This window comes from Flavobacterium adiutor (assembly GCF_048282555.1).
Taxonomy (GTDB): Bacteria; Bacteroidota; Bacteroidia; order Flavobacteriales; family Flavobacteriaceae; genus Flavobacterium.
Genome location: NZ_CP182487.1, coordinates 1,719,425 through 1,741,208 on the forward strand (window position 1 = coordinate 1,719,425; position 21,784 = coordinate 1,741,208).

Consider the following 21,784-nt stretch of genomic DNA (forward strand, 5'->3'; position numbering starts at 1 on the left):
CTTTCGTACCTTTAAATCCAGTCTAAAATTTTCTTAATTGCCTTTAATTTGTCTTTATAAGGGGCATAACGCATAGGAAGATCAAGCCAGTTAGCTTTTTTAACAATTGATTTGTGGTGAGAAAAAATGTCAAAACTTAATTTTCCGTGATAAGCACCCATCCCGCTATGACCTACGCCTCCAAAAGGCAGTCGTTTATTGGTGAAATGAACCACAGTATCATTGATACAGCCACCGCCAAAAGAATAGCGTGTAATTATTTTTTTAGCAAAAGAATCATTTTCGCTGAAAACATAAAAGGCAAGCGGTTTTTCATATTGACGCATTACGGTATCAATATCATTCTCAGATTCATAAACTAAAATGGGTAATATCGGACCAAAAATCTCCTCTTTCATCACAGGACTGTCTAATCTGGGTTCGTCAACAAGAGTAGGCGAAATGAAAAAATCATTGGCATCCGATTCTCCGCCAAAAATTAATTTTTCTGAAGCAATCATGCCGGTTAGACGTACCCAGTTTTTACTGTTGATGATCCGGGCATAATCAGGAGAGTTCTTTATTTTCTTTCCATAAGCCAGGATTATCTCTTCAATCAGATACGTAATAAAGTTGATCTTCATGTTTTTTTGGATCAGAATATAATCCGGGGCAATGCACGTTTGTCCGGCATTGATAAATTTTCCCCACACAATACGCTTGGCAGCTAGTTTTAAATTAGCAGTCTGATCGATGACACACGGATTTTTGCCGCCTAATTCTAAAGTGACAGGCGTAAGGTGTTCTGCAGCAGCTTTGGCTACAATTTTGCCTACCGGCACACTGCCTGTAAAGAAAATATAATCCCATCGTCTGGCCAGCAGCTGATGAGAGACTTCAACACCACCCTGAACAACTTCAACATGATTGATGTGAAATGATTTTTCGATGATTTCAGCAATAATGGCAGCTGTGTTCGGAGTAAGTTCAGAGGGCTTTAAAACCACTTTATTTCCGGCAGCAACTGCAGAAATCACGGGACATAAAGCAAGTTGAAAAGGATAATTCCAGGGAGCGATGACTAATACGTTTCCATAAGGTTCCTTATAAATGAAATCGGTAGAAGGAAAATTGAGCAGGGAAGGACAAACACGCACGGGTTTAACCCATTTGTCCATATTTTTGATGGTGTTTTTTAATTCTGAAATGACATAATTAGTTTCTGTCAGAACTGCTTCAAATTCCGGTTTTTTAAAGTCATCAAACAAAGCTTTTACAATTAAATCCTCGTTTTTCTGAATATTGAAAAGTAATTTTTTCAGCGTTTCTTTTCGGTACTTTATATCGTTTTTATAGTCCATTTTAATGAAAACTTAAATTTTTACTATGCAAGTTAAAGGATATAAATTGAAAATGTGACAATTAAATCATAAAACTCATACAGCGTTCCAGATCGTTTCATCCGGGGTGGGTGCTGTTATAGTAATGCTTTCTTTTGAAACCGGATGGATTAAAACCAATTTTCTGGCATGCAGGTGAATCCCTCCGTCAGGGTTGCTTCTGTCAGCCCCATATTTTAAATCACCTTTTATGGGAGAGCCAATAGCAGATAACTGGGCACGGATTTGGTGATGGCGTCCGGTATGAAGATTGATCTCTAAAACGGTATAATTTTGAAGTTCTTTAATAATTTTATAATCCAGACTAGCCAGTTTGCTGTCTGGAACTTCTTTTAAATGCGCTTTTGAGGTATTGTTCTTTTCGTTTCTTTTTAAATAATGAACGAGTTTGGCTGATGCTTCCTGAGGTTTATTTTTTACTACGGCCCAATACGTCTTTTTAGTTTCCCGATTACTGAACAATTCATTCATTCGTGACAGTGCCTTGCTCGTTCTGGCAAATACCACAATCCCGGTTGTGGGACGGTCTAGCCTATGAATTACACCCAGAAAAACATCACCGGGTTTATTATATTTGTCCTTGATGTATTCTTTTACAATATCAGATAAAGGTTTGTCGCCTGTTTTATCGCCCTGAACAATATCGCCTACACGTTTATTGACTACAATAATATGGTTGTCTTCGTGGAGTATTTGGAGATTGTTTTTGTTGGAAAGAACTTTCATTTGGACTTACTTAGATTTTAGACTGGCTTAGACTTTTTAGATTTAATTTTCAGGATTATAACAAAGTTGCTCTGAATCTTGAAGTCATTTTAGTTATCTCTTCCAGAAGATTTATCAATTCTGTTATGTCTTGTTCATTAATAAATCCTAAATCAGATGAAATTAAAAGTTGGGTTTCTACCTCGTAAGCAGAACCAATGGCAATTTCTAAGAATCGTGCAAAATCTTTATTAGAATTTCGTGAAGATCCTTCAGCAATATTTGAGGCAATAGAAACAGCAGCTCTTCGTAATTGATTAGTTATTCCGAATTTTTCTTCATTTGGAAAATTAGCAGTTACATTGTAAATTTTAGAACAAAACAATCTGCTTTTTTTCCAAATTAAAAGTTCCTTAAATTGATGCATATTATTTTTAGATTATTTAGACATTAGACTGGCTTAGACTTTTAGATTAATTTAGAATTCAACTCTAAGAAGTCTAACATCTAAGAAGTCTAACATCTAAGAAGTCTAAAAATCTAAACTTAATACTGTTCTCTCTCATTAGGAAAGTCCTTCGATTTGACATCAGCGGCATACTGACCGATTGCTTTGGTCATTTCTTCGTACAAATTCAGATAACGGCGAAGGAAACGCGGGCTGAATTCATTGTTCATTCCTAACATATCATGAATAACCAGAACCTGTCCGTCAACACCGCTTCCGGCTCCAATTCCGATCACCGGGATTGTAATACTTTTGGCTACTTTTTCGGCTAAATCAGCAGGTATTTTTTCTAAAACTACTGCAAAACAGCCTACTTTTTCAAGCATTTTGGCATCTTCAATCAGTTTTTCGGCTTCTTCATCTTCTTTGGCACGAACACTGTAAGTACCAAATTTGTAAATAGACTGAGGTGTTAGACCTAAATGCCCCATTACAGGAATACCTGCATTTAATATTTTTCGGATAGACTCTTTGATTTCTTTTCCTCCTTCAAGTTTTACAGCATGTCCGCCACTTTCTTTCATGATTCTGATAGCAGAACGCAAAGCTTCTTTAGGATCAGACTGATAACTTCCAAAAGGTAAATCAACCACCACAAGACCTCTTTCTACTGCACGGACAACTGATGAAGCGTGGTAAATCATTTGGTCTAAAGTAATAGGCAGGGTAGTTTCGTGTCCGGCCATTACGTTTGAAGCAGAGTCTCCTACCAAAATTACATCTACACCTGCAGTATCAACAATTTTTGCCATTGTATAATCGTAAGCCGTCAGCATAGAAATTTTTTCTCCATGGCTTTTCATTTCGATTAACGACTTTGTAGTGATTCTTTTATAATCTTTTTTTGCTACTGACATTGATACTTTTTTTAGTTTTTTTGAATAGTCTTAAAGCTGATTTTCTTTAAAACGAAATTTTTCTGCGAAATTAAGCAATATTATACTAACAATCGGCCATATTTACGGCAATTGCCAAACCGCCTTCCGAAGTTTCTTTGTATTTTGAATTCATGTCTTTTGCCGTCTCCCACATGGTATTGATTACTTTATCCAGTGGTACTTTAGCATTTTTGGCATCAGTTTCAAGAGCCAGTTCGGCTGCGTTGATGGCTTTTATGGCGCCCATAGTATTTCTCTCAATACACGGAATCTGAACCAGGCCGCCAATAGGATCACAAGTTAAGCCCAGATGATGCTCCATGGCAATTTCGGCAGCCATTAAAACCTGAGCAGGACTTCCGCCCATCAATTCGCATAGTGCCGCAGCAGCCATTGAGGAAGAAACGCCAATCTCTGCCTGGCAGCCGCCCATAGCTGCTGAAATAGTAGAGCCCTGTTTAAACAAACTCCCTATTTCTCCGGCTACCATCAAAAACTGTTTGATTTCTTTTTCACCTGCATTATGGTTTTCGATGACTAAATAATACATTAGAACTGCCGGAATTACACCAGCACTGCCATTAGTAGGAGCTGTAACAACGCGTCCTAATGATGCATTGACTTCATTAACTGCCAAAGCAAAACAGCTTACCCATTTTAAAATCTGACGAAATTTTACTTCGGTTTTTCTGATTTCTTCCAGCCAGGATTGCGGATTATTATAATGAGATAAACCGATTAAATTCTGGTGCATATCAAAAGCTCTTCGGCGTACATGTAGCCCGCCTGGAAGAATTCCTTCAGAATGACAGCCAATGTACATGCATTCGAGCATGGTGTTCCATATTCGCATTAATTCTGTATGGATTTCTTCTTCAGAGCGCATCGATTTCTCATTCTCAAATACAATTTCAGAAATATTTTTATTTTCCTGAATGGTGTATTTTAATAAATCATCGGCATTATCGATCATGAACGGAAAAGCACATTTTATAGCAATTTTATTTAGGGCATTTGTACGCTCTTCTTTTACCACAAAACCGCCGCCAATAGAATAGAAAGTAGATTCATATTCAGAATCATCATTTTTATAGGCTGTAAATTTTAAACCGTTGGCATGAAACGGAAGGAAGTCTTTGTTGAAAACAATGTCCTGAAGAAAATAAAACGGAATGGTAAACTCATTACCCAAAACAATCTCGTTTTTGGTTTCAATTGTTTTGATAATTTCCGAAATATTTTCCACCGGGATATATTCGGGATCCTGGCCGCTTAGCCCCAGCATAACTGCTAAATCGGTGGCATGACCTTTTCCTGTTAGGGATAATGATCCGTAAAGATCAACCTTAACCTTGGTGATCTGATCTAAAATGGATTGCTCTCTCAGTTCTTTTAAAAAGCGCTCAGCTGCCCTCCATGGTCCCAGTGTATGGGAACTTGATGGGCCAACACCAATTTTAAGCATGTCGAAAACAGAAATACATTCTTCCATTGTTCCAATTTTATTTAAACAAAGATAATTGAATAATGCAATGAAGTTTCTTTTTTATTTGTTAATGTTGCGGTTTTGTTAAAAAATATATTAAATAATAATAATTTGTCAATGAAATAAAATTAATTACTTAATATAGGGCTTTGATAAAAAGTGGAGTCCTTTTTTGGGTATTTTTGTAAAGAGAATTTCTCTAAAAAAAACTCAGTTTTTAGTTTTTAATAATTGATACAAACGAGAACTTTAACTAATTGGTTTAACTAAGAAAGCAACATACCCAGCAGCTAAAATTACACTATGATAGAATTTTTCAGGCATTTAATACAAGAATTTGAATTACCACTTAGTAATCCCGTATTAATTTTTTCGTTGATACTTTTCATAATATTATTAAGTCCCATTTTGCTTAAAAAAATTAATATTCCGGGGATTATTGGTCTGATTATTTCGGGCGTTGTAATTGGACCTCACGGACTTAATATTTTAGCGAAAAACTCTGCAGTCGATTTGTTTTCAACTATCGGATTGCTTTATATTATGTTTATTGCTGGTCTCGAACTTGACATGAATGAGTTTAAAGCAAACCGTAACAAAAGTTTGTTATTCGGATTTTTTACTTTTATTTTTCCTCTTACCATTGGGTTTCCGGTTTGTTATTATTTACTACAATATGATTTCAACGCCAGTTTTTTAACTGCAAGTATGTTTGCAACCCACACTCTGGTAGCATATCCGATTGTAAGTAAATTAGGTATTGCTAAAAACCAGGCGGTGGCTATAACAGTAGGAGGTACTATTCTCACGGATACAGCAGTTTTGATTATACTGGCCGTCATTATGGGAAGCAGTGAGGGAAGTCTAAATCAGGCTTTCTGGATAAAATTAACCATTTCTCTGGCTATTTTTTCAGCGATCATGTTTTTGTTGATTCCAAGAGTGGCAAAATGGTTCTTTAAAAAATTAGAAAGTGAAAAACATGCCCATTATATTTTTGTCCTTTCTGTCGTTTTCTTTGCTGCATTTTTAGCCGAAGTAGCAGGAGTAGAGCCTATTATTGGGGCCTTCGTAGCAGGTTTAGCTTTAAATTCTTTAATTCCGCATTCTTCTGCTTTAATGAACAGAATTGAGTTTATAGGGAACGCATTGTTTATTCCGTTTTTCCTGATTTCTGTGGGGATGCTTGTGGATATCAGTGTGATATTAAGTGGCCCAACAGCTCTTATTGTTGCCGGTACTTTGAGTGTAGTAGCTATTTTTGGAAAATGGATTGCTGCATTTTTTACGCAGATTGTTTTTAAATATACCAGAACTGAAAGACAGCTTATTTTTGGATTAAGCAGTGCTCACGCTGCTGCTACTCTGGCAGTCATTCTGGTTGGATTTAAAGCAAATATTCTGGACGAAAATATATTAAACGGAACTATTATCTTGATATTGATTACCTGCATTGTCGCTTCTTTTGCTACCGAAAAAGCTGCTAAAAAAATTGCGATTTGTGAAGAAGAGATTTCTCCTCAGGATGCTCATAAAGATCAGATTCTGGATGAACACATTCTGATTCCCTTAGCCAAAACATCGGCAACGGAACCTTTGCTGGATTTTGCTCTTTTAATCAAGGACAAAAAATCAGCCAATCCAGTTACACTATTGACTATTGTTCCTAATAATGATCAGGCGGAAATTAATATTTTAAAGTATCAAAAAGCAGTTGATAAGTTTGTTATCCAGGGATCTGCTTCTGAAATTAAGATCAATACAATTGCAAGAATAGATCACAACCCGGCTAGTGGGATAGCAAGGACTTCCAAAGAAATAATGTCGGATATTGTAATCATTGGATGGCCAAGAAAAACAGGATTTCTGGATAAGATTTTTGGAGAAAACGTTGATTCTATAATCAATAATGTTGATAAAAACCTGTTTATCTGCAGGTTTCAAAAACCTTTTGTTGAAGAGAAAAGACTGGTTTTCATTTGTCCGCCTTTTTCTGAAAGAGGAATTGGATTTCGTCCTTTAATTCAGAAAATATGCAGGTTAGCACAGGAATTAAGTACTCAAATCGTTATTTATGGTGAATATAAAACGCATCAGGCAATTCAGCAAATAGTAAATGGGCTGAAGCTAAATACAAAACTGGCCTTTAAAAGTATTTTAGACTGGGAAGATTTTGAAGCTATTTCCGATGAAATTAAACCAACTGATTTGATTGTATTTAATATGTCAAGAAAAGGATCGGTTTCGTATCAGTCTATCTTTGATAAACTGCCACAAAAATTTGAAAAATCTTTCAGTGATAACAACCTTATTCTCGTTTACCCGCAGGATGGACGAAAAGAAAGTGCCATGGATGCTTATGAAGATTTTACAGCAACTCCACTGACAAAAGGTATTGAGGCTATTGAACAGATTGGTAAAGGATTAGGGAATATACTGAAGAAAGGATAGAATATTTTGTCTGAATAAGATTAAAGAAAAAAATCACAAATATTTACAGTGTTCTTTTTACGCTGATACCAGTCGTTAAAAACCAGTTCAATTTTATCGACCGTGAATTTTCCAAAATTGTAATTTCTGAATTTTTCAACAATTTCAACAAGCTTTTTTGGGTTTTGTAGTTTATTCTGAAATCGCATTACAGTTGAATGTGCAGCAGTTATAGTGTAACGGCTATCCATACTTTGTCTGAGGGAAGAGTTTTTAAAGTTTTCACGTAGTTTGTTACGAAAGGTGTTTAATGAATCATCAGAAGGAAAACCCTGAATCATTATTGCTGAAGGAGATAATGTAACGCCTTGGTATTCTATTTCAATTTTATTTATATCTACCAGACTTTTTTCAATAATTTCAACGTATTCTGACATAGAAAACTGATTCAGTGTAAAATCTTCAGCACATGAAATAATGGCGAGAACAGTTATATGAATATCAGAATTTGGATAGTAATACTGTTCAGGTTCTGTTTTTTTTATTTCTTTTAGAAATGCCTGAATATTATTTTTTATTTCATCATTCGGGCGAATTAGCAAAGTAATCCCGAATCGTTGATCTGAATTATCCCTAATTTTAGAATCTATAGAATAATTTTCAGATAAAATTAGTTCAGATGATGTTTTGAAAAGCGTATTGTAATGTTCAGATAAATTCATAATTGATTATTTATTTTTACTTTTTACTTTTTCAAGGTTTTCCTGTACTCTTAATTTTACAATCTTGGTAATTAAATCAAATGGTATTGGCTGATTTAACGGAAACTGTACAGAACCTTTACCCGATTTATATTTAGAAAGAGTTTCTTTAAATTCGTCATGGCCACCTGGAAATTATTTTTTACTGTTGCCATATCTAAGGATTTTGAAAGGTTACTTACTGCTGTTAAAAGGTATATTGTTGTAAACGGCAATCTGAAATTGGTTTCGTCCGGTTTTTTCCTGAATCTGTCTCATAAAACCTGCTTCAACCCTGAAATTCTTATTGATGACATAACCTAATGCACCATAAAGACGGTCTCTGTCAAAAACAGGAGTTTCTGCATTTATAAAAATTTCGTTATATGCTGAAAAATAAAAGGCTTTATCTTCCATTTTTGGCTTGTTTAAAGGAATATTCAATCCTAAGAAATAACGGAAACGCATTTGAAAATCATCTTCTAAAAAACGTTCTTCTAAGCGATAACGGTGCTGCAAATAAAGCCTTCCAAAATTTTGACGTGTTATAAACTGCTGGAAAATACGATGTTCGTTATTACCTTTCTTATCATCAGTTCCGGGAATATAATTTTGTGAATTGATAAAACCGTAACCTAATAAAATATTGTTATTGTTTTCGGTAAGATTGTAGCCAATTCCCGTTCTTAATAATAACTGCTGAGTATCTCCTGCAAAATTATAATTACGGTATTGTACTTCATTATGCCAGTTCCATTTTTTGTTGATGGCCTGATTTCCAAAATACATAAGCCAGTTTCCGGTATCAGTATCCTGAGCATTTGTTAGATTTACAGATAGAATAAGGGCGGATAGAAGGTAACAGGCTTTTAAATTTTTCATTTTGGATAATGGTTTTTCAGTTTTTTGGAGACACAAGATAATAAAGTTATTCCGGAAATTGTGTTAAAAACTGAAAATCAACCTGTCAAAACAGACTAAACTTCTTCTTTTTCAATCCATTTTCCAACAGTAGGAGCTCTATAATTTTTCATTTTGTCCAGTAACTCATCAATGTTATCACTTACTAAAAGCATCTGCTGATTAATGTCTTTCAATAAGCCTTTACTTACCATGTTTTCAGTTAGTTGTAGGAGTGAATCATAAAACCCGTTGATGTTTAAAATTGCAATTGGTTTTTTATGTAGTCCTAATTGAGCCCAGGTAAGCATTTCGAAAAGTTCCTCAAGAGTTCCAAATCCACCGGGCAATGCAATAACACCATCACATAAATCATTCATTTTGGTTTTTCTTTCGTGCATGCTTTCAACCAGAATGAGTTCTGTTAACCCCAGATGCGCAATTTCTTTTGATCTTAAAAAATTAGGAAGAACGCCTATAGCTTTTCCGCCGTTATTTAGGACGCCATCTGCAACTGCGCCCATCAAACCTACATTGGCACCGCCATAAACCAATTCTATATTTTGTTTTGCTAAAGTTTCTCCTAATAATACTGCTTGTTCTGTATAAATTTCGTCAGTGCCGAAACTGGATCCGCAAAAGACAGTTATTCTTTTCATTGTTTTTGATTTACAGGTTATTAGTCATAAGTTAAGGGGTAGGGCATTACGCATATGACTTACATTGAGTTGTAAAAATAATAATTTTTAACTTCCCACTTTACGCAATTCATATTCAAAGTGAGGTAAATCGACCCCGTTAAGAGGAAAAAAAATTTCGTTTATTTTTACCGCGCCCAATTTTAAAACAGCTTTTTGAGAACGGATATTTTCTGCGCCAACATGAAAAAGGATAGAATTAACGGTTTCAAAGGCATAATCAATGAGTAGCTTTTTTGTTGCTGCATTATAAGAGCCACCCCAGAATGTTCGACCGATAAAAGTATAGCCAATCCCTACATTTGATTTTTCAGGATTGTAATCATAGAATCGGGTAGTACCGATTACTTCGTTTGTTTTTCGGTCTGAAATTAAAAAAGCACCTTTTGAATTTAGTGCCGCCTCAAAAAAAGGTTTAAAAACCTCTTTTTTATAGCGATCTTTTACAGGATGCTGTTCCCATACTAAAGGGTCAGAGGCCACTTCATACAAAGCTTCAAAATGGTCTTCCTGAAGTGGAATTAATTTTACTATTTCATTTTCTAAAAATTCTGGTTGTAAATTAAAATTTGAAATTGTCATTTTTAGGGTTGTTATAGTTTTATTCTCAAATAGCATGTTATAAAAACTCTTTTTGATTTGTTAGAAATCGATTAAATTCTCTGACCGTTTTCATGTTGCGGTCTTATCATTTTTCTATATTTTCAGACCTTTCCTCCATTGTTTAAATTTCTGTTTGTTATTATTAAGTTTAACTTATTCAGTTTATTTCTTTTTTTAGTTTTATTTTTAGCCATAATAAGTCAATCTTTATTGAAGAGATTGCTTTTTAAAAGAATTTTTTTGATTTCGAATGCTGATGCATAAAACAAATTAGAATCCTCATTCATTTGATTTTCTAAAACAATCATGCTTATATCATTTTTTGCGAAATATAAATTGACAGAAGAAAATCCATCGCCAAGGCCTGTATGTCCCAGATGTTTTACAGAATTTTTCTCAATAACTCTAATTCCGTAACCATAACCTTCTTTTTCTTTTCCGAAAAAATCATGCTGAGACAAAATAGTATTAGTTGTCATCATTTTGTAAGACTCAGGTTGTAGCATTTTTCCTCTATGGAGATTGTTGTTCCAGATAGCTAAATCTTCAGCAGTTGAAATTATGCCGTCTGCACCTAAGTTTTCGGAGTTAATCTGACTGGAATTAACCGGATTCAGAACATTTTTTGCATTGTAATAACCTGTTGCCAGATTTTGAGTTTTATCTTTAGAATAACAAAAAGTATGGTTCATTTTTAATTTTTTAAAAAGTGAATCTGCAACTTCTGAATACCTTTTTTGGGTACTGAACTCTACAATCTTTCCAAGCAGACTAAAATTTAGATTTCCGTATTTAAATTGCGTTCCGGGTTTAAATAGTAAAGGTTTTTGCAAATCAATAATTCCGTGTGAATGATTTAAGAGCTGATGAACCGTCACAGAGTCTGCCCACGATTGTGTAAGTTCTGGCAGATATTTTTTTATTGGAGCATTCAGATCGATTTTGCCTTTCTCAACTTCCAGTAAAATCAGAACGGCAGCAATTTGTTTGCTGTTCGACATAATTTCAAACTGGCTGTCTAATTTTAAAGGTTTTTTAGTTTCAAAATTGGCAAAACCATACGCTTTGTTATATAAAGTTTTTCCTTTTTGAGTAATTAAAATAACACCATTAAATTTAGGCTCGACAATTGTAATTAAACTGTCAATTTGGACAGTATAATTGTCTTTTTTTTGAGCGAATGAATTGCAGTTGGATAGAAGAAAAAGCAAAGTAAATAGTAAGGATATTCTAAAAATAAGCTTCATTAAGATGATTTTGTTGGATGATTTTGTTGGATGATTTTTTTATTCAGTGTATTCTTTTACTGGTAAGTTTAGTTTAAAACATCCCGTTTTCATTTATGCTTTTTTGGGGAATAGGCTGTCCTAAATCCCAAAGCTCAACTATTTTGTCAGATTCAAAACGAAATATGTGAACGACGGCTACGCCTGAATCTGTTGAATTTTGTTGAACATGTGAATGCACTGCGACCATATCACCATCACTCAGGATATGATGAATTTTCAAAATTTTATTAGGATTTGTTCTTGAAGATTCTTCCATAGCCAGCATGAGTGTGTCAGCGTCACCTTTGAAATAGGCATTATGGTGTTTAAAACTTCTGGCTACATATAAACGGAATGCTTCATGGGAATGTCCTGTTGCAGCGAGCTTCAAGAAGTTTCGGGCTATAGATTTCTTAGTCATGATATGACGCTTTAAAAGAAATCTAAGTTATGAAATAAAGTTTTTATAATTTCATAATATTTCTAAAGCTTAAGAGACAGGCAAAATTAAATAAGTTTCGTAATTGTAAATTTTTTATTTTGCCTACTTGTGTTCAGTTTACGAAGTTTTTTTACCATTATATTCGGAAAGTTCAGTGATATTTTTTATTATGTTGATTACGTTTTCTAAATAAGACTTGAAACGGTATTCTATTCGTTTGTCATGAATGCCTGAATTTCTTATAAAGGTGGTTAGACGTTTTTTTTCAGGCGTTCTATTTCTTTTTTCAGTGTTTGTTTTTCTGTCTTGGATTTTGTCAGTTCCATTGCTTGTTTGTAATGATAAATTGCTTTACCAATGTCTGTGTCGGCATACAAGTACCCTAATAATTCATGATAATAATTGCTATCTGTCAGCTTTAGTTTTTCGGCTTCGGAGATTGCTTTGTTGTTTCCATAAACTTTGGCATAGGCAAATGCCCTGTTCAGTGCTGTTATTGGCGAATATTCAATAAGAATTAATCGATTGTAAATTTGTAAAATATGGTACCATTTGTTTTGATCTTTCTGAGTAGTATGCCAATAAGCTATGCCAGCTTCTAAATGGTATTTTGAAATTTCTTTTCCGTTGCAAGCGTTTACCAAATAGTAATTTCCTTTTTCAATCAGCGTTTTGTCCCATAAACTTTTGTCTTGTTCGTCAAACAATACAGCTTCACCTTTGGCATCTGTTCTTGCTTCAAGCCTTGAGCTTTGAAAACACATTAAAGCAAGTAAAGCATTCGTTTGCGGAGTATTTGTCAGCGTGTTTTCGATCAATATCAAAGTCAGTCTAATCGCTTCAGTACAAAGCTCTTTTCTTATTGCCTGATTGTTAGTTTTGGAAAAATAGCCTTCGTTAAAAAGTAAATACAAAGTTTTTAAAACGGTATCTAACCGTGATTTGATGTCTGTTTCGCTCAATGTTTTGATTTGAATATTGTCGTTGCGAAGATTGGCTCTGGCTCTTAAAAGTCGTTTTTTAATAGTTTCTTTTTTTGTAAGAAATGCATTGGCAATTTCTTCTACGCTGAAGCCACAAAGAATTTGAAGAGATAAACAAATTTGGCTTTCTGGTGAGTTTGTTGGATTACTAACCGCAAAAATCATTGCTAACAAGCTGTCCGAAATGTTTTGATTGTTAAATTCAAAATTATGTTCATTTTCAGGTTCAGTTGTTTTTATCGCTCCTTTTATTTTTGTTTCAAAAACGGAAATGTGTTTGAAATAATCTTTGGTTTTGTTTTTTGCAACTGTATAAAGCCATGCGACAGGATTGTCAGGGATTCCTTTAACTGCCCAGTCTTCTGATGCTTTCAAAAATGTATCGCTTGCAATATCTTCGGCTATTTCAATATCTTTTAAGCCAAAATGGCGGCATAAAACAGCCGTCATTTTAGCGTATTCCTGCCGGAATAGATGAGGTAAGAGTTCTTTGTTTTGGTTAGCTGTTGTCATCCGGAGTAACCACTTTTCTAACTTCAACATTTCCACCAATCAATAGGATTGGACATTCTTTTGCAATTCCAATTGCATCTTCAATAGTTTGTACTTTTACTACAATGTAACCATTGATGAACTCTTTAATTTCGGTGTATGGACCATCAGTAACCACGTTGTTGGCTTGCACAGTTTTGGCTTCTGTCATAGAAAGACGATTACCTTTGTCTGCCAGTTTATTCTGGGCAGCAATGCTTCCCATCCAATTCATCCAATTTGTCATTACCTGTTGCATCTGTTCAGGAGATGGTTTAGCGTTTGGACTTAAGCTGTTTCTGAAAATTAAAACGAATTCTTTCATTGTTTATAAATTTAAAGTTCATCCTAATGACGATTGATATTTCAGAACGGGGACATTTTTTTTGTAAAAATATATAGGCTTGTGAAATTCCCACTAACTTAAGCTTATGAAAAAACTCACAAACGCATTCAAATATAACTAAAATAGTTGGTCAAAAAGGTTAATTTACGTGTTTTTAAAGATGTAATAAAATAATAAAATCTTCCGTAATTATTTGTAAATAAGTTTCTTAATAGATAAAATTAACCTAAGCTCACCTGAAAATACTTTTGGATGTCGTATGTGTTTCCAACTCAGATATTTTCACTCAGGTTGTCAAATGTTTTTGGGTATTATTCTTATGTTATTGACTTTCTGCAAATGTTTAGTGTTACCGACTGTGTGTATTTTAGTGTTAAAGTCCAATGAAAGCATAAAGGTTGAACCTTGTACGAATGTCCAATCGAACTCATTCATTTCCTTTTTTGGCATGGCGGTAATTTTATTTTAGCCACTTTTCAATTGTGATAATAAATTCTGTTTGCTGGTCAACAAAGAGATAGTGGGAACAATTGTTAATAAGTTTAAAATTTTGTTTTCCGACTATCTTTTTCATGTCAATTAATTGCTTTTGCGAAAAAATTTGGTCTTGTTGTCCGTATATAGCATATAATTGGATTTGTTTTTTAAGTTTTTTTAAAATAGGTTTTGTATCAATATTATTTTTTAGTTCATTTTTGTAGAAAAAAGTAGGCGCATTGTCATTTCTAATATTATTTATTCCAAATTCGCTTTTTTCATAATCTTCTCGAAGCTGGTTTGCTTCTTTTGTTGGAAATGGCATTTTGAAAAAATTGTTTGTGCTTGCTACTTCATAACATTGTTTTCGATATTCAGCAGAATTTTTTGGAAGTTTTTCGGTTTCTGAAATTTTAGAAAGCATTAAACTGTCTTTTTGTTCTGAATATATTTTTTTCGTAGTTTCTAAAATATGATCGTAGGTTTCCTGCTGAGAAAACAATGCTCCGGTAAGTAGTAATGAATTTACTTTTTCAGGATTTTTTTCTGTAAAAAGTGTCCCCACTATACCGCCAAAACTATGAGCTATAATATTTGCTTTTTTGATGTTGTATTTTTGGTAAAGATTACTCAAATCATTTATTGCTTCTTTAAAAGTAAAAGTAGCAGTTGTGTCCTCAGAACGACCCTCACCTCGTCTGTCATAAACAATTACATAAAATCCATTTTCAGCTAATTTAGCAGCTGTTGTTCCTTCAAACAGTGTTGAATTTCCTCTTGGACCGCCGTGAATGAAAATAATGGCTGGATTTTCTTTTTGTCCATACGATTTTGAGTAAATCTTATTTGGTTGTGCATGTATTGTCAGTGATGTTAAGATATAAGATAGGATTAAGTATATTTTCTTCACAGGTATTTTATTGTTTGGTGGTTCGTTGGTAAAATGACCACTAACTTCAGGTTGCATAGATTAAAAAAATAGGTTAAAGCTGTAAATTTCCCTCATGAATTCTTTCGTATGGCTTCTAAAATTTATTGGTTACTTAGGACAGAAACGTTTTAGATATATAGTTGTATTCAGAAACTACTTCCCAAAAAAGAGGCCGCGATAGCCTCTTGAAATTTTTATAACTCAATTTGTCGAAAAACACCTAGTAGTAGTATCTCAGCGGTTCTGTTCAAAACAGGCTGGTTGTTCGTGCTTTAAAGGCAACGAATCCCTGAGTGGTTGGCAGTTTTATTCTGTCCAAAATTCTCCAATCGAATATATTTTTGCTTGTCCACTAATAATCACTCGGTCTCCTTTGTCTTCGCAATACAACTTCCCTAATCGTTCAGAGACTTGTTTGGCATAAAGTTCTTTTTTATTAAGTCTTTTTGACCAAAATGGAATTAAAGAACAATGTGCTGAACCTGTTACAGGGTCTTCTAGAATGGATGCTTGTGGTGTAAAAAACCTTGAAACGAAATCACAGTTATCTCCGATTGCCGTTACAATTACGCCTCCTGGATCAAGATTTATTTGGTCGAATAATTGTCTGTCAATTTGAATGTTTCTGATTTCAGCTTCGTTTTCATAAATCAAAACATAATCTCTTGATTTCAAAACTTCTTTCGGTTGAATATTTAAAGATTTTGAAATTGTCGTTGGTAAGTTGTCAACAACAGGCATTCTTGCTGGGAAGTCCATTTTGTAAAGGCCATCTTCAACTCTAACAATTAAGTCGCCACTTAATGTTTCGAAAACAATTTCATCTTTTTTGTAATCTAATAATGCCTTTAAACAATGTGCTGTTGCAAGTGTAGCGTGTCCACACAAATCCATTTCAATTTCGGGTGTAAACCATCTTACATGGATTTTTTCTCCTTTATCCACAAAAAATGCTGTTTCTGCAACGGCATTCTCTTTCGTTATTTTCAACAGGATGTCGTCTGATAACCAATTGTCAAGCGGCACCACGCAAGCAGGATTTCCTCCAAAAATGGTGTCGGTAAAAGCGTCTATTTGATATAATCTATACTTCATTGTGTTTGTCAAAAAATCTAACTAACGTTTTAAAATCTAACTAAATTTTTACTTTCTTTTGTTAGCAGAGGCGCTCAATTTTTGGCCTAAATATAACGTTCTGGGGTTACACTCAGTTTGAGCCTAAATTAGCGTTTATTTTCCGATTAGCAAAATCTCCCAAATGCAAACCATTTTTTCATTAAGCCAAATGCCTAAAGCGCTTGTGTCCTGGGTGTTCCCTTCATGAACGCGATACACGCTGTACGCTTTCATAAAAGTAAAAAAATACAATTTGACAGGTTTCCCATACTATTATTAACTTGAAATAGTTAAAACAGCGAGGTTATCAATCTTTAACGTATGTTTACATCGAATAGAACCTATTATTTTGCGAACCGCTCTTGTTTTTAAAACGAGATGCCCAGTAGGTAAGGTGATGTGCTATTTTTTAGTCTGTTTTTGGGGTATTCGTGAATATAAATATTGGAGAGGCGCACTCCGTTCCGTTTGAGGCAGAGCCTTCAGCTTGATTGTAACCAGTTAATGAGCATTCTCAAAATTTCTTATCAGGATTTTTAATGTCAGTTTCTAAATAGAAATGCATTACTCTTTTTAAAATATTTCTTACCGAAAATCCTTTTTTTGAAAGAATTGGAAATCTTTTTTTGAATGATTCTTCATCAATATAATATTTAAAAGAGTATTCTTCTTTGACAAAATCTTCAAACGAACTATACTTATCATCTGGGTTTTTAAAAGCTAATAGATGCGTATATTTCCAATTCTTGTTTTGATAAGCTAAGTATTGATATCTTCCTGATTTACTATTTTCTAACTGTTTATCAGTTCTGTATCCAAAGAAATTTGATATTTTACTAATAAAAACACCTGGATAATAAGAACGATGCATCAATTTAATTGACGGATAAACATACTTAGACAAGTCTTTTAAAAAGAAGTTTTTAAAACCAACATTTTTAATTTCTTCTGAAAAATCTTCAGTATTTATAAAATGAGGAATAACCCACGATTTGGCCCATTTATCTAGTATTTTTATCTGTTTTTTATCGTCTGTTTTTGTTACGAAATAATCAGATATTAATAACCTGCCATTAGGTTTTAAAAGTCTGTAAGCTTCCTTTAAAAAGGCACTTTTATCATCAGAATTACAAAGACTTTCTAAACAAAAAATTACATCAAAGCTATTATTAGCGAAGTTAGTGTAACAATAATTTTGACATGAAAATGATATTAGATTGTTAGGGTCATTATTTTTTTTGTATTCTAAAGCTCTTTGAATATGCCCTTCTGAAAGAGAAATACCCTCTACTTTACAACCTATATTATTTGCTAGAAAGAAAGAAGTACCTCCAACACCACAACCTGCATCAAGAACAAAATCAGACTTTTTAATTTGGGCATTTTTAGCAACTTGATAGTTCATATTCCAAAGTGCTTGTCTATGTGTATTTACATTTTCATCCCAATAACCATAATGTAGAGCCATGGTACTTTTTAATTGCCAGACAATTTCGTAATCTCTTAGTGATTCCGTATAGTAAGATTCTATTTCTTGAGTGTATTTTTCCATGCTTCCTTTTTAAATTGGTTACAACGTTCTGTTACTACCAGATGTTTTGGGACGAAATTAAGCTCTATTTTCGGATTTGCCAAATTGTCACAAATACAAAACCAACTTTCCATTGAGTCAATTGCTCAAATCCGTTGCAGCGTGTTTTGAACTAAACCATCTGTAGCACATTGTTTGATTTTACCTTACGAACATAATTTAAATCGGTAAGTTATGACTACAAAAAAAAGAATGTTGAAGAATTAAGAGAAAACAAAATCCTCAACCAGTTTAAACGAGAAGTTTCGGGTTTTGAGGAACTCATCAAACGTTTTGAGCGTACGGTTTCGGTTTTAGGCAGTAGTCAAAGTTCTTTTTAATATGATGATCAAAAGTGAGGCAAAACACTTAAAAACCACTTCAAAAAAAGGCCCAATAGCCTCTTGAAATTCTTCTGACTCCTTTATCGAAAACCCCATAGTAGCGGAATCTCAGCGGTTCTCCTGTAAAAACGGGACAAGCTGTTCAACACGGGCTTCATTACTTCGTCCGTTCGCCAAGGCTCGGGTGTTCGTGCTACGCACGCAACTAATCCCTTAGCTGTTAGCAGAAGGTCTTTTATTCAATTCCCATCTTGTTTTGTGTACAATCGAAGTACAATGTATTATTCAAAAATATTTTGTTGCCCAACATTCCTGTCATCCCTGAAAATTTCATCATTGCATATTGTACTTGTGAAAATCCTTCAACATAAGTTACCTTGTTTAAAGTTATTTCTTTATTTTGAAATTGAATTTTTTGGTTACAATTCGTTGTATATGTAGTTAAAACTTTATCCCAAGACTGCGATTTTTCAATATCTATTTTTGAATTTGGTAGTTTTAAGTCTCTCCAAACTTCTTTGTTGGTCAATAATTCATAAGAACTTGTACCTGAGTCAAATAAAAAACTTTCTTCTTTGTCTTTTAATAAACCTTTAAAGATGATTTTTCTTTTTTTGAATTTGAAATCAAATAGTTTTGTTTGAAATTGAGAAGGTGTTTTTGCTAAATTTAAAGCAATATAATTTTCTTTAAAATTGATAAGGGTTTTTCTGTCTTCCAAAATGTCTGTACCAATTGTACCAATTATTTTTAACGAAAGGTCATCGTTGTTGTTTCCTTGATTGTAAATTTTGAATTTATCGGAAGTGACTTTTGTTTTTCCGATATAAAAAGAAGTTTTTGCAATTTTTTCATTTACAGATATTTGACAGATATTTTTAATTGATTCTGAATAAAAAACGGTGTAAGGCGAACCTGTATCAAATTGCAAATAATAGCTTGTTGAGTCTCCCTCAAAATATATGGGAAGTAACAGAACATTTTTCTCTTTACCCAACCACTTTAATGGAATAAATCCGCTTTCATTTTCTATAGCCAAATAATTTTCATCGGGCGTAAATTTTCGGTCAAAATAAATGTACCCACCAATTGCAGCCAAAACCAAAACGACCAAAAAGGTCAATACAATTTTCTTTAAAATTTTCATTTGATTATTTTTTTTTGCAAATGTCTATTTTAGAAAACTTTTTCTTTACAAAAGTGATACGCCAATTTTACGTCAATTTGCCGGTAAATACTACAAGTATTTGATTTTTAAGTTTTTATGTAAATTATTTTTATTATTTAAACTAATACCATTGAAAATGACTATCAATAATTTTAGGCAAAAAATGAGTAATAATGGTACTAAAAAAAGAGGAAAATGTAGTGATAATGATTTTTGAATGAATGGACTTGCGATTTGAGAAACAGCCAGTGCAACAGCTAAAATAATTTGAACACTTACAATGCTTTTTCCTAATTCTTTGTTTTTAGAATCTTTTGTTTTATAAGTTAATATCAATGGAAAAAGAACTCCACCAAATGGTATTAAAAGTCCAATTAAGCTAGATAGATTAATTAATTTTGCTCTATCAAGTTCTACAATTTCTTTAGAAGGAACTAGCCTTTCGGGTTCCGTTTCAAAGATATTCGCTAAAGTTTTCAAAGTAAATCCTTTTGGAATGTTACCCGCCTCAATTCTTTGAATTGTCCTTAAAGAAAGTCCACTTTTTTCGGCAAGTTCGCTTTGTGTTAAGTTTTTTTCTTCTCTTAATTGTTTTACTATTGATTTCATTTTCGTTTTGGTTGCGGTCTGATAAACTTTCTGCTAACGTCAGACTGTGAAAAAAACTCTTCAAATTTAGAGAGTATCCGGAGAGTTAACGGAGAAAAATCTCAAATATGAGATTCTCAAGACGTTGATTTTAATTTTTTCACAGCCTGACGTTTTGCGGCTTTTCGCCATAACGGCAAGATAAGAATAAATGTAATAAGAAATTCTGATGTTTAGCGTATTTTCCAAGAAAGATAAAACGACCTATGGCGCAAAACCGCTGTTGAACTAAACCTTCGGTAGCACTTACCATGATTTTGCACCTTACGAATATATTCAAATTCAGTAAGTTATGACTACAAAAAAAAGAATTCTGAAGAATTAGGAGTCAACAAGATTCTTCATCAAGCCACACAACAAGTTCCGGGTTTTGAGGAACTCATCAATCGTTTTGAGCGTACGGTTTCGGTTTTAGGCAGTAGTCAAAGTTCTTTTTAATATGATGATCAAAAGTGAGGAAAAAAACTTAAAAACCACTTCAAAAAAAGGCCCAATAGCCTCTTGAAATTCTTCTGACTCCTTTATCCAAAACCCCATAGGAATGGATGTTGAGCGGTTCGGTTCAACACGGGCTTCATTACTTCGTCCGTTCGCCAAGGCTCGGGTGTTCGTGCTATGCGCGCAACGAATCCCTTAGCTGTTAGCGACAGTTTTATTTCTCTCCCTTGATAAATCTTGTCAATTTTATTGCTTTTTCGGGGCAAGCCTGAACACAAAGTCCACAAGAATGACATTGATCTGGATTAATAACATAAGCTTTTTGTTTAAAAAAAAAGGTTTTAATTTGCCCTTTTAAATTGAGTTTGGCCTTGTCTTCTTGAGAAATGGGTTGCATTTCAAAGACATCATATGGGCAAACCTCAACACAGTCTTTTTTTCCGCCACAACTATTAAAATTGACAATAGGCATTAGTTTTTCAGCAACATCTGAACAATTTGATTGGTCTAACTTCTTTTTCATCTAGTTAAAAATTATAAGCCATTTAGAAAAATCATTCCATTGTTTTATTGAAATGGAATGACCATTGGTGTCTTCACAATAGGTTATCTGAATACCCAACTCTTTTAATTTAGTGATATTTTCATCGGCATACGTTTTGGGCAACATAGTATCGCCACTTCCGTGAGAAATGAAAGCTTTGCTGTTTTTTAATGTATTAGAATTACTAATGTAAGGAATAAATTCTTCAATAAATCTTCCGCTAAAAACACCGAATCCTGAAACTAAATTTGGTTCACCTAAGCCTAAAGATTGAGCCATATTTGCTCCCTGACTGAACCCTGCAACAATTACTTTTTGGCTATCTACCTTGTACTTTGTTGCTATTTCAGAAATTAATTGCATTAGTTTTTTTCTGCTTTTTTCTTCTTCATCAATAGTAATGACAATTTTTCCATTCGCCTTTTTAACATCATACCATCGATAACTATTTTCGGCTATTTGATAGGGTCCGCGTACAGATACTACTATCCAATTATTAGGAACGCTATTGCTTAACGAAAATAAATCATTTTCATTGCTGCCATATCCATGCAACAAAATCAAAAGAGGCGATTTTACCGCACTGTCCTTACTTTCTCTAATGATATGATGTAGCGGTGTTTCTGTTTGCATAACTTTATAACTATTTTG

The 21,784-nt window shown here is 33.7% G+C and carries 21 protein-coding genes; 1 reads left to right on the forward strand and 20 read right to left on the reverse strand.

The window, feature by feature from the left end:
* Positions 1–11: 11 nt before the first annotated feature.
* From ACNC7R_RS07585 to ACNC7R_RS07605, 5 genes are all read right to left on the reverse strand, one after another.
* A complete protein-coding gene (locus ACNC7R_RS07585) occupies positions 12–1,340 on the reverse strand; it encodes an aldehyde dehydrogenase (RefSeq protein WP_417940325.1) in 1,329 nt (442 codons plus the stop codon).
* Positions 1,341–1,415: 75 nt separating this feature from the next.
* Positions 1,416–2,105 carry an RluA family pseudouridine synthase gene (locus ACNC7R_RS07590; RefSeq protein ID WP_417940326.1) on the reverse strand — a complete coding sequence of 230 codons (690 nt, stop codon included), beginning with the start codon at positions 2,103–2,105 and terminating at the stop codon, positions 1,416–1,418.
* Positions 2,106–2,160: 55 nt separating this feature from the next.
* Positions 2,161–2,511 carry a four helix bundle protein gene (locus tag ACNC7R_RS07595; protein ID WP_417940327.1) on the reverse strand — a complete coding sequence of 117 codons (351 nt, stop codon included), beginning with the start codon at positions 2,509–2,511 and terminating at the stop codon, positions 2,161–2,163.
* Between the two features lie 119 nt (positions 2,512–2,630).
* Positions 2,631–3,449 carry a 3-methyl-2-oxobutanoate hydroxymethyltransferase gene (panB, locus tag ACNC7R_RS07600; protein ID WP_417940328.1) on the reverse strand — a complete coding sequence of 273 codons (819 nt, stop codon included), beginning with the start codon at positions 3,447–3,449 and terminating at the stop codon, positions 2,631–2,633.
* An 85-nt stretch (positions 3,450–3,534) separates the two neighbouring features.
* On the reverse strand, positions 3,535–4,962 hold the full coding sequence (locus tag ACNC7R_RS07605) for an L-serine ammonia-lyase (protein ID WP_417940329.1): 1,428 nt from the start codon (positions 4,960–4,962) through the stop codon (positions 3,535–3,537).
* Between the two features lie 297 nt (positions 4,963–5,259).
* Here ACNC7R_RS07605 and ACNC7R_RS07610 point away from each other — a divergent pair, with 297 nt between their 5' ends.
* Positions 5,260–7,407 carry a cation:proton antiporter gene (locus tag ACNC7R_RS07610; RefSeq protein ID WP_417940330.1) on the forward strand — a complete coding sequence of 716 codons (2,148 nt, stop codon included), beginning with the start codon at positions 5,260–5,262 and terminating at the stop codon, positions 7,405–7,407.
* Positions 7,408–7,427: 20 nt separating this feature from the next.
* Here ACNC7R_RS07610 and ACNC7R_RS07615 read toward each other — a convergent pair whose 3' ends face one another.
* From ACNC7R_RS07615 to ACNC7R_RS07685, 15 genes are all read right to left on the reverse strand, one after another.
* Positions 7,428–8,108 (reverse strand): 2'-5' RNA ligase family protein, encoded by a 681-nt coding sequence (locus ACNC7R_RS07615; protein WP_417940331.1) that lies wholly within the window; start codon positions 8,106–8,108, stop codon positions 7,428–7,430.
* A 213-nt stretch (positions 8,109–8,321) separates the two neighbouring features.
* Positions 8,322–9,008 (reverse strand): DUF2490 domain-containing protein, encoded by a 687-nt coding sequence (locus ACNC7R_RS07620; protein ID WP_417940332.1) that lies wholly within the window; start codon positions 9,006–9,008, stop codon positions 8,322–8,324.
* A gap of 95 nt (positions 9,009–9,103) precedes the next feature.
* Positions 9,104–9,685 (reverse strand): TIGR00730 family Rossman fold protein, encoded by a 582-nt coding sequence (locus ACNC7R_RS07625; RefSeq protein ID WP_417940333.1) that lies wholly within the window; start codon positions 9,683–9,685, stop codon positions 9,104–9,106.
* Between the two features lie 87 nt (positions 9,686–9,772).
* The gene (locus tag ACNC7R_RS07630) at positions 9,773–10,306 is read right to left on the reverse strand and encodes a GNAT family N-acetyltransferase (RefSeq protein WP_417940334.1); all 534 of its coding nucleotides are present in this window, start codon (positions 10,304–10,306) and stop codon (positions 9,773–9,775) included.
* Positions 10,307–10,527: 221 nt separating this feature from the next.
* Complete coding sequence (locus tag ACNC7R_RS07635; protein WP_417940335.1) at positions 10,528–11,574, reverse strand: serine hydrolase domain-containing protein; 1,047 nt, start codon at positions 11,572–11,574, stop codon at positions 10,528–10,530.
* 73 nt (positions 11,575–11,647) lie between these two features.
* The gene (locus ACNC7R_RS07640) at positions 11,648–12,016 is read right to left on the reverse strand and encodes an ester cyclase (protein WP_417940336.1); all 369 of its coding nucleotides are present in this window, start codon (positions 12,014–12,016) and stop codon (positions 11,648–11,650) included.
* A gap of 272 nt (positions 12,017–12,288) precedes the next feature.
* Positions 12,289–13,533 (reverse strand): RNA polymerase sigma factor, encoded by a 1,245-nt coding sequence (locus ACNC7R_RS07645; protein WP_417940337.1) that lies wholly within the window; start codon positions 13,531–13,533, stop codon positions 12,289–12,291.
* Positions 13,520–13,876, reverse strand: coding sequence for a YciI family protein (locus ACNC7R_RS07650; protein ID WP_417940338.1), 357 nt, complete (start codon positions 13,874–13,876; stop codon positions 13,520–13,522). Before ACNC7R_RS07650 ends, ACNC7R_RS07645 begins: the two co-directional genes overlap by 14 nt.
* Before the next feature lie 481 nt (positions 13,877–14,357).
* Positions 14,358–15,341, reverse strand: coding sequence for an alpha/beta hydrolase (locus ACNC7R_RS07655; protein ID WP_417940339.1), 984 nt, complete (start codon positions 15,339–15,341; stop codon positions 14,358–14,360).
* 270 nt (positions 15,342–15,611) lie between these two features.
* On the reverse strand, positions 15,612–16,400 hold the full coding sequence (locus ACNC7R_RS07660) for a PhzF family phenazine biosynthesis protein (protein ID WP_417940340.1): 789 nt from the start codon (positions 16,398–16,400) through the stop codon (positions 15,612–15,614).
* A gap of 535 nt (positions 16,401–16,935) precedes the next feature.
* On the reverse strand, positions 16,936–17,973 hold the full coding sequence (locus ACNC7R_RS07665) for a methyltransferase domain-containing protein (protein WP_417940341.1): 1,038 nt from the start codon (positions 17,971–17,973) through the stop codon (positions 16,936–16,938).
* 597 nt (positions 17,974–18,570) lie between these two features.
* Positions 18,571–19,482 (reverse strand): hypothetical protein, encoded by a 912-nt coding sequence (locus tag ACNC7R_RS07670; RefSeq protein ID WP_417940342.1) that lies wholly within the window; start codon positions 19,480–19,482, stop codon positions 18,571–18,573.
* Between the two features lie 90 nt (positions 19,483–19,572).
* Positions 19,573–20,112, reverse strand: coding sequence for a helix-turn-helix domain-containing protein (locus ACNC7R_RS07675; RefSeq protein WP_417940343.1), 540 nt, complete (start codon positions 20,110–20,112; stop codon positions 19,573–19,575).
* 691 nt (positions 20,113–20,803) lie between these two features.
* Entirely contained in the window at positions 20,804–21,112 is a 309-nt protein-coding gene (locus ACNC7R_RS07680) for a 4Fe-4S dicluster domain-containing protein (protein WP_417940344.1), read from the reverse strand.
* On the reverse strand, positions 21,113–21,766 hold the full coding sequence (locus tag ACNC7R_RS07685; protein WP_417940345.1) for an alpha/beta hydrolase: 654 nt from the start codon (positions 21,764–21,766) through the stop codon (positions 21,113–21,115). It lies immediately after the preceding gene.
* Positions 21,767–21,784 lie beyond the last annotated feature (18 nt).